Source organism: Pseudomonas hunanensis (genome assembly GCF_013393325.1).
Taxonomy (GTDB): domain Bacteria; phylum Pseudomonadota; class Gammaproteobacteria; order Pseudomonadales; family Pseudomonadaceae; genus Aquipseudomonas; species Aquipseudomonas putida_P.
Genome location: NZ_QJRC01000027.1, coordinates 1 through 261, shown reverse-complemented (window position 1 = coordinate 261; position 261 = coordinate 1). Strand labels below are relative to the sequence as shown.

Below are 261 nucleotides of genomic sequence, written 5' to 3'. Positions count from 1 at the left end.
TGTGCGGCATGATGGACCCCATCACCAAGTACACCCACCAGTTCGCCTCGGCCGACAACATCCCGTCGCGCATGCGCGAAGCCTTCCGCCTGGCCGAAGAAGAAAAGCCGGGGGCGGTACACCTGGAACTGCCAGAAGACATCGCCGCCGAGCAGACTGATGCACTGCCGATCCCGCGCAGCCTGCACCGCCGCCCGCTGGCCGAGCACGTGGCCATCGAAGCAGCCGTCGAGAAACTGCTGAACGCCCGTAACCCGATCC

At 65.5% G+C, this 261-nt stretch carries 1 pseudogene; it reads left to right on the top strand.

Features of this window, described 5'->3' with window-relative positions:
* A pseudogene (locus tag DM807_RS00240) lies at positions 1-261 on the top strand (thiamine pyrophosphate-binding protein); the annotation flags it as partial.